The organism is Promicromonospora sp. NPDC059942 (assembly GCF_042731755.1).
Classification (GTDB): domain Bacteria; phylum Actinomycetota; class Actinomycetes; order Actinomycetales; family Cellulomonadaceae; genus Promicromonospora.
Window position 1 is genome coordinate 369125 of the sequence record NZ_JBHWLR010000006.1, and the last position, 8675, is coordinate 377799.

7 protein-coding genes and 1 tRNA gene are annotated in these 8675 nt (G+C 72.2%); 2 read left to right on the plus strand and 6 right to left on the minus strand.

Annotated features, from left to right (window positions below; translation table 11 throughout):
- Positions 1–18: 18 nt before the first annotated feature.
- The 6 genes from ACFV9Q_RS12865 to eno form a co-directional block, all read right to left on the minus strand.
- Positions 19–92, minus strand: a tRNA-Leu gene (locus tag ACFV9Q_RS12865).
- A 189-nt stretch (positions 93–281) separates the two neighbouring features.
- Positions 282–1736 (minus strand): NAD(P)/FAD-dependent oxidoreductase, encoded by a 1455-nt coding sequence (locus tag ACFV9Q_RS12870; protein ID WP_377229040.1) that lies wholly within the window; start codon positions 1734–1736, stop codon positions 282–284.
- A 168-nt stretch (positions 1737–1904) separates the two neighbouring features.
- Complete coding sequence (locus ACFV9Q_RS12875) at positions 1905–2855, minus strand: exopolyphosphatase (RefSeq protein WP_377234732.1); 951 nt, start codon at positions 2853–2855, stop codon at positions 1905–1907.
- Between the two features lie 90 nt (positions 2856–2945).
- Positions 2946–3446, minus strand: a complete 501-nt coding sequence (locus ACFV9Q_RS12880; RefSeq protein WP_377234733.1) for a DUF501 domain-containing protein — start codon at positions 3444–3446, stop codon at positions 2946–2948.
- A 75-nt stretch (positions 3447–3521) separates the two neighbouring features.
- Positions 3522–4427 carry a septum formation initiator family protein gene (locus ACFV9Q_RS12885; RefSeq protein ID WP_377234734.1) on the minus strand — a complete coding sequence of 302 codons (906 nt, stop codon included), beginning with the start codon at positions 4425–4427 and terminating at the stop codon, positions 3522–3524.
- A gap of 207 nt (positions 4428–4634) precedes the next feature.
- Positions 4635–5915: a phosphopyruvate hydratase gene (gene eno, locus ACFV9Q_RS12890; RefSeq protein ID WP_377232379.1), complete on the minus strand. Its 1281-nt coding sequence runs from the start codon at positions 5913–5915 to the stop codon at positions 4635–4637.
- Between the two features lie 289 nt (positions 5916–6204).
- Here eno and ACFV9Q_RS12895 point away from each other — a divergent pair, with 289 nt between their 5' ends.
- On the plus strand, positions 6205–7734 hold the full coding sequence (locus ACFV9Q_RS12895) for an ABC transporter permease (protein WP_377234735.1): 1530 nt from the start codon (positions 6205–6207) through the stop codon (positions 7732–7734).
- 25 nt (positions 7735–7759) lie between these two features.
- On the plus strand, positions 7760–8437 hold the full coding sequence (locus tag ACFV9Q_RS12900; RefSeq protein WP_377232381.1) for an ABC transporter ATP-binding protein: 678 nt from the start codon (positions 7760–7762) through the stop codon (positions 8435–8437).
- Positions 8438–8675 lie beyond the last annotated feature (238 nt).

Consider the following 8675-nt stretch of genomic DNA (forward strand, 5'->3'; position numbering starts at 1 on the left):
CAGGGCTCAGCCTGATCGTGCCCCCACCCGGGTTCGAACCGGGACTGGGCCGGGTTTAAGCCGGCTGCCTCTGCCAGTTGGGCTATGGGGGCGCACCCCAGAGACTACCGAGCGGCACCCGACGACGGAGCCCCCGGCTCCGACCTGTCAGAACCTCGCGGACCCGTCAGACGTGCAGGTCACCGGAGTGACCTGTGCGTCTGACAGCCGCAAAGAGCTTCTGACAGCGGGGAGCCGGGGGCTCGGTGCCTGCCCTGGGACGAGCCGGGACGGGCGGCGGGTCAGGCCTTGGAGCCCGACTCCGCGCGCGCGGCGGACGACTCGGCCGTCTGCTCGACCTTCTCGCCCACGGGCTTCGGCGGCACCGACGCGTTGCGGAACTCCTGCCGCGGGTCGTGCAGCGAACCGAGCGAGACGAGCTCGCGGCCCATCAGGAACTGGCCGATCCAGCCGACCAGGATGCGCGCCTTGCGGTTGCCGGTCGGCATCGCCATGACGTGGTAGCCGCGGTGCGCCACCCAGGCCGGGAAGCCGCGCAGCTTGATGAAGCCGAACAGCTCGGCGACACCCTTGTACAGACCCAGCGAGGCGACCACACCGACGTTCTTGTGGTTGTACTCGACGGCGGGCTTGTCCTTGTAGAGCGCCACGATGTTGTCGGCCAGGCGCACGGCCTCGCGGATCGCGTGCTGCGCGTTCGGCGGGCAGAACTTGCCGGGGTTGAGCACGTCCGGCACGGCGGCGCAGTCGCCCGCGGCCCAGGCGCCGTCGACGATCTCGCCGTCCTCCGTGGCGACCTGCAGCGTGGGGAGCACGATGACACGGCCCAGCTTGTCGAACGGGAGGTCCGAGGCCTCCTTGATGACCGGGTTCGCCTTGACGCCCGCGGTCCACACGATGGTCTCGGTGTCGAACTCGACGCCGGTCGAGGTGACGACGTGCCCGTCCACGCAGGACGAGAGGAAGGTGTTGAGGTGGAACTCGATGCCGCGCTTCTTCAGCTCGGCGAGGGCGTACTCGCCCATCGGCTCCGTGACCTCGGGCAGGATGCGCCCGGCGCCCTCGATCATGACGAACCGCAGGTCGGACGGCTCGATCGTGTTGTACTGGCGCGTCGCGTAGCGCGCCATGTCCTCGATCTCGGCGAGCGCCTCGATGCCGGCGAACCCGCCGCCCACGAAGGTGAACGTGAGCATGCGCCGGCGCAGGTCGGCGTCCCACGTCGAGGACGCGACGTCCATGCGGTTGATGACGTGGTTACGGACCGCGATGGCCTCTTCCACGTTCTTGAACCCGATCGCGGCCTCCGCGAGACCCGGGATGGGCAGCGTGCGCGAGACCGAGCCGAGGCCGACGACCAGCTGGTCGTACGTCACCTCGTACTCGTCGCCCTCCTCGGGCTGGATCTTCACGGCCTTGCGCCCGTGCTCGATCGTGGTGACCTTGCCCTGGAGCACGTCGATGCCCTTGAGGGCCTTCCGGTGCGGCGCGACGACGTCGCGGGCGTCGATGGAGCCCGCACCCGCCTCGGGCAGGAAGGGTGCGTACGTCATGTACGGGCGCGGGTCGACGACGACGATGGCCGCTTCCCGCTTCTTCAGCTTCTTTCGCAGGCGGCGCGCCACGTAGAGGCCGACGGACCCGCCGCCGAGCACCACGATGCGCGGCACCTTCCGCGGACGCGGCGTCACCGGGTCGGAAGCATGGCTGACCGAGGTCAGGTCGTTCTGAGGCATGATTCCCAGGGTACCGCGCCCTAAGCGTGTTTCTTCACATGGCAAAGAGCGGCGGGAGCGTGACGCCCACCACGCCGCTTCGCTGCGTATCGTGCCCGGTCAACGGACCACCTGGGACGGGAGTTCCCGACAACCGGAAATCCATCGGTGAAGAATGTCGGGAAGTGGTCAGCCCATCGCCAGAGCGATCCCGTCCAGGATGTCGTGCTCGCTGGTGACCACGTGGGTCAGCGACCCGCCCGCGGCCCGGACGTCGGCCACGACGCGCTGGATCACCTCGGACCACACGAGCGCCCCGGCCGCGATCACGTCGACCCGGCCCGGGTGCAGGAAGCCCATCGCCGTCCGCTCGGCGCGCGGCGCCGCCAGCAGCGCGGCGCAGGACGCCAGCACCGTCTCGACCGGCAGCTCCGCCTGGTTCACCCGCTCCCGCTGGTACTCGGTCAGGCCCAGGGCGTGCGCGGTGACGGTGGTGATCGAGCCGGCCAGACCCACCAGGGTGGCGGTCCGCCCGAGCGGGACCACGCGGGCGGCGTCGTCCAGGTGGGCCCGGACGTCGGCGCGGGCGGCCTCGATCTCGGCCGCGGACGGCGGGTCGGTGTGCAGGTGGCGTTCCGTCATCCGCACCGAGCCGATGTCCATCGAGATGCTCGCGTCGACCTCGCTCGTGCCGAGCACCAGCTCGGTGGAGCCCCCGCCCAGGTCGACCACGAGGAAGGGCCCGGCGTGCGCCGCCGCGGCGGCGCCGGTGGCGCCGCGGAACGACAGCTGCGCCTCCTCGTGCCCGCTGATCACCTCGACGTCGACGCCGAGCGCGGCGCGGACGCCGTCGAAGAAGGCGTCCCGGTTGCGCGCGTCCCGGGTGGCCGACGTGGCCACGAAGCGCACGCGCTCCGCCCCGGCGGCGTCGATCGCCGCCGCGTAGTCGCGGGTCGCCGCGAGGGTCCGTTCGAGGGCCTCCGGCGCGAGCTCGCCGGTGCGGTCCACGCCCTGGCCGAGCCGCACCACCTCCATGCGGCGGTCGAGCTCCGTGAGGTTTCCGGCGGCGTCGACGTCCGCGACCAGCAGGCGGATCGAGTTGGTGCCGCAGTCGATCGCGGCCACGCGAGAGGAAGTCACGCGAGGATTCTCCCAGGCACACCTGCCGCTGGGCACCGGACGTGCCGGTTCGCGAGAAACCTCACTCCCGGGCGGCGGCCGGCTGGCGCCTCAGCAGGTGCAGCGGTCCGGGCGCCACGTGTCCCGGGCCAGCGCCAGCGCCTCGTCGCCGAGCGGGTTCACACCCGGGCCGGCGGCGAGCGCGTGCGCGAACAGGACGTGCAGGCACTTGACGCGGGTCGGCATGCCGCCCGCGGAGATGCCGTCGATCTCGTCGACGTGCCCGATGGCCTCGCGCTGCGCCAGGTAGTGCTCGTGCGCCTTGCGGTAGGCGGCGGCGAGGTCCTCGTCGGTCTCGAGCCGCGCCGTCATCTCCTTCATGACGCCGTTCGCCTCCAGGGTCGAGGCGGCGGCGACCGCACCGGGGTGCGTCAGGTAGAAGACGGTCGGGAACGGGGTGCCGTCGGGCAGGCGGGGCGCGGTGCGCGCCACCGTCGGACGGCCGCACACGCAGCGCGCCGCGATCCCCACGACGCCGCGCGGTTCGCGGCCGAGCTGCTCGGCCAGGACCCGCAGGTCGTCGTCGGACACGGTCTCAGTCGCGGTGTTCACCGCCCCATTGTCTCCCAGCGCGCGACCGGCGGCGGGCGGCGCCGGCGCGCCGTGACGCACCGCACGCCGCGCCGCCTACTCGCCGTCCGCGATCCGCACCGAGTCCCACACGTTCGTGTACCAGGGGACGTCCGCGTCCTCGGACGCCCCCGGCGACGGCTCGACGACACCGGGCTGCGGCTCCTCCTGCTCGACCGAGTCGGTGTCCAGCGGGCGCCACACCTTGTCCCCCGGCATGACGAACCGCAGGCGCGAGCGCGCCTGCTCGATCACGTACGACCGGTCGTCCCAGCGCGCCAGCTCGGTCTCGAGCTGGGCCTTCTGGTCCTGCTGCTGGCTCAGCTCGGAGCGCAGGTCGCGCAGCTCGGCCTGCTGCGTGATGACCGCGCGCACCGTCGGGAGCAGCAGCACCACCGCGAGGAGCACCACCACGGACAGCACCATGGCGCGGACCGTGAGCACCTCGGGCACCACCAGCCCGTAGCTGCCGCGCTTGCGGTCCGCGCGTGCCGGGCGGGCGGGCGGCGCGACGCTGCCGGTGGCCGTGCTCCGGCGACGCGGCTGCGCCGGCCGCTTCGCCCCGCTGCCCGACGTCGGGCGCGCACCGCGTGCGGGGGCCCCGGCCGAGCGTGCGGCCGGCCGTCCCGGAGCAGTCCGGGGCGCGGCAGCGCGACGGCCGGACGACGTCGACGGCGCGGCAGGCTTGCGTGCGGTCGACGCGGCCGCCTTCGAGCCCTTGGCGTCCTTCGTGCCCTTGGCGGTGGAGCCCTTGGCGGTGGAGCCCTTGGCAGCGGAGCCCTTGGCCCCCTTGTCCGCCGGCCCGGACGGCTTCTTGGCCGACGCCCGGCCCTTCGCCGGTGTCGTCCCCTTGCCGGCCTTCGCGCCGGAGGCGCCCGCACCGGTGCGGGGCGTCGACGAGGGGCGCGCACCCGAGCCGCGCGCCGAACCCGAGGGCCGCGCCGGGCGACGTGAGGAAGGCATGGGTCGATTGTGCCGATTCGCCAGGCCTTTGTACCGGCATTACCTCCGGCGCGCCGTGTGTCGACCTCGTGGAACGCGAAAGCTGCCAGACACGCCGGGACGTGTCTGACAGCTCGGTGCGGTGCTGCCGCACGGGCGCCGGTCGAACGGTTGAGGCCCCCTCGACCGGCGCCGTCAGGCCTGGACCAGGCCCGGATCAGGCCGTGATCAGCCCTGGAAGCGCGGGAACGCCGACCGACCGGCGTAGGTGCCGGCCTCGTCGAGCGCCTCTTCGATGCGCAGGAGCTGGTTGTACTTGTTGATGCGCTCGCCACGGGCGGGGGCACCGGTCTTGATCTGGCCGGCGTTCGTCGCCACGGACAGGTCCGCGATGGTGGTGTCCTCGGTCTCGCCGGAGCGGTGCGAGGTCATCGTGGTGAAGCCGTTGCGCTGGGCCAGCGTCACGGCGTCGAGCGTCTCGGTGAGCGTGCCGATCTGGTTGAGCTTGACCAGCAGCGAGTTCGCCGACTTGAGCTCGATGCCCTTGGCGAGGCGCTCCGGGTTGGTGACGAACAGGTCGTCGCCCACGATCTGCACCTTGTCGCCGACCTTGCCCATGAGGGCGGACCAGGAGTCCCACTCGTCCTCGGACAGCGGGTCCTCGATCGAGACCAGCGGGTAGTCGGCCACGAGCTGCTCGTAGTACGCGATCATCTCGTCCGGCGTCTTCTTGCCGCCCTCGAAGGCGTACACGCCGTCCGAGAAGAACTCGGTCGAGGCGACGTCGAGCGCGAGGCCCACGTCGGTGCCCGGCTTGAGGCCCGCGCGCTCGATGGCGACGAGGATCAGGTCGAGCGCCTCACGGTTGCTGCCGAGGTTCGGCGCGAAGCCGCCCTCGTCGCCCAGGCCGGTGCCCAGGCCCTTCTCCTTCAGCACGGACTTCAGCGAGTGGTACACCTCGGTGCCGGTGCGCAGCGCCTCGCGGAACGTCGGGGCGCCGATCGGGGCGACCATGAACTCCTGGATGTCCACGTTCGAGTCCGCGTGGGACCCGCCGTTCAGGATGTTCATCATCGGCACGGGCAGGACGTGCGCGTTCGGGCCGCCCACGTAGCGGAACAGGTCCAGGCCCGAGCTCTTGGCGGCGGCCTTCGCGACGGCGAGCGACACGCCCAGGATCGCGTTGGCGCCCAGCTTGCCCTTGTTCGGCGTGCCGTCCAGGTCCAGGAGGGCCTGGTCGATGATGCGCTGCTCCTCGGCGTCGTACCCGATGAGCTCGGGGGCGATCTCGTCGTTGACGGCCGCGACCGCCTTCTCGACGCCCTTGCCCAGGTAACGGCCCTTGTCGCCGTCGCGCAGCTCGACGGCCTCGAACGCGCCGGTCGAGGCGCCGGACGGGACCGCCGCACGGGCGAAGGTGTTGTCGTCCAGGACGATCTCCACCTCCACGGTGGGGTTGCCGCGCGAGTCGAGGATCTCGCGTGCTCCAACGGCTTCGATGCTAGCCACGGGGTCTCCTTCTAAGGATGTTGCTCGGAGGTTACGGCCCCCAGCCTAGGACGTCGGGCGAGGGGGCGCGGAACCGTCCATCGGGCCGCAGTTCACAGCGCCACCACAGGTTTGCGACAGCCCGACCACAGCGTGCGTTCCTAGCGTCCCGATCGTCCGGCGCAGACCGTCCGCGGTGCGACCCGCACGCCGCTCGCCCCCTCCCCTTCGGCGTGGCGACCAGCCCGTGCGGCGGTCTGCGCGGACACCAACGTCCCCGCACGTTTCCTCAGGACCGAGGCAGGAGCCCATGTTCTTCACCTATCTGCGCAGAGAGCTGCGCAACCGACGCAAGCAGACGGTGGTGGTCGCGATCGGCCTCGCGGTCGCGATCGCGCTGGTCATCGTCGTCAACGCGGTCTCGACCGGCGTCAGGAACGCCCAGTCGGAGGTGCTCGAGTCCGTCTACGGCGTGGGTACCGACATCACCGTCACGCAGGCGAGCGAGGGTCCGGGCGAGGGCGGCGGCCCCGGCCGCTTCGACTTCGGCGAGGGTGAGGGCGAGGCGGGCGAGGACGGCACCCGAAGCCTCGCGCAGGACCGCCTCAGCACGGCCATGGGCTCGACGTCGTTCGACGCCGCCGCCCTGGAGTCCGTCTCCGGGCTGGACCACGTGTCCGGCGTCGCCGCGACCCTCGACCTGCAGAACATGTCCTTCTCCGGCGAGATGCCGGACTTCGAGGCGATGCAGGAGGGTGGCGGCCCCGTCGACCTGCGGATGGACGCGGACGGCACGGGCGAGGGATCGGCCGGCGGGTCGTCCTTCGAGATCGAGCAGTTCACGGTCACGGGCGTGGACCCGGACGCCGCCGCCGTCGGCCCGCTGACCACCGCCACGGTGGCGGACGGCCGGACGCTGAAGGCGGGCGACGAGAACGTCGCCGTCCTGGACGCCACGTACGCCGAGCAGCAGGAGCTCGCCGTCGGCGACACCATCACCACCGGCGGCGAGAAGCTGAAGATCGTCGGCACGGTCACCTCCACGACGGGCGACGACGTCGCGACGGCGTCGGACGTGTACGTGCCGCTCGCGACGGCCCAGACCCTCGCGGACCTCGCCGACCAGGTCACCGACGTGTACGTCCAGGTCGACTCGGCCGAGAACGTGGACGCCGTGGCGACCGCGATCGAGGCCGAGCTGCCCGACGCCTCGGTGAGCACCCAGTCCGACCTCGCGGAGAACGTCACCGGGTCCCTCTCGACGGCGTCCAACCTGATCGGCACGCTCGGCACCTGGCTGAGCGTCATCGTGCTGGCGGCGGCCTTCGGCCTCGCGATCCTGTTCACCGTCTCCGGCGTGAACCGCCGGACGCGCGAGCTGGGCACCCTCAAGGCGATCGGCTGGAGCAAGGGCCGCGTCGTGGGTCAGGTCGCGGGCGAGTCCGTGGTGCAGGGCCTGATCGGCGGTGTGGCCGGCCTCGCGATCGGCGCGCTGGCCGTGTGGGCCGTGAACCTGGCCGGCATCACCCTGAGCGGCGGCACGTCGAGCGGCGGCTTCACGATGGGCGGCCCGGGCGGCGGGGGCGGCGCCCCCGCCGGCGCCGTGCAGGACGCCGGCGGGCAGGCCGGGGCGGCCGGCGGCTTCGGCGGGGCGCGTCCCGGCGGGCTGGCCGGCGCCGCGAGCAGCGCCGTCGACGTCGCCCTCCAGGCCCCGGTCAGCCTGTGGATCGTGCTGGCCGCCATCGGCCTCGCCGTGCTGGGCGGGCTGATCGCGGGTGTGGTCGGCGGACAGCGCGCCGCGCGCCTGCGCCCGGTCGAAGCCCTTCGTTCCCTCGCTTGAGCCGCTCGACCCGAAGGAAGCAGACATGTATCAGATCGACGACCTGACCAAGACGTACCAGCAGGGCAAGCGTGTGGTGCGCGCGCTCAAGGGCGTGTCCCTGACCATCGGCGACGGCGAGCTGGTCGCCGTCCAGGGCCCGACCGGCGGCGGCAAGTCCACGCTGCTGCAGATGCTGGGCGGGCTCGACCGGCCGACGTCCGGCACCGTCAAGCTCGACGGGGCCGACCTCGCCGGGATGAGCGACGCGCAGCTCACCGCCGCGCGGGCCGAGACCATCGGCTTCGTGTTCCAGAACTTCAACCTCATCCCCACGCTCACCGCGCTGGAGAACGTGGAGACGGCGCTGGTCCCGGCCAAGATCCCCCGGCAGACCAGGACGGCGCGGGCGCTGGCGGCGCTGGAGTCCGTCGGGCTCGGCGACCGCGGGGACCACCTACCGGGCGAGCTGTCGGGCGGGCAGCAGCAGCGTGTCGCGATCGCGCGGGCGCTGGTGAAGAACCCGAAGGTGCTGCTGGCGGACGAGCCCACCGGCAACCTCGACGAGGAGACCCGCGACGAGATCGTCGACCTCATCGTGGGGCTGTGGAAGGACCAGGGGCTGACGATCGTGCTGGTCACGCACGACTCGGTGGTCGCGCAGCGCACGCCGCGCCGCCTGCGCATCGCGAAGGGCGCGGTCAAGGACCTGACGGCGGTCTGACGCCCCAGGCCGGCAGCTCCCTCAGCGGGTCGGCAGTTCCGCGGGTCGGCAGTTCCGCGGGCCGGCAGTTCCCTCAACGAGGTCGGCAGTTCCCTCAGCAAGTCGGCACCTTGCATCGAGGTCGGCACAGGCCTGTGCCTACCTCCCTTCCCGGTTCCCCCCTCCTCCGAACGTTCCTACCCCCCCCCCCCGCTTCTCTTTCTCCCCTTGTTTCCACTACCTCCTCGCCCCCTCCCTC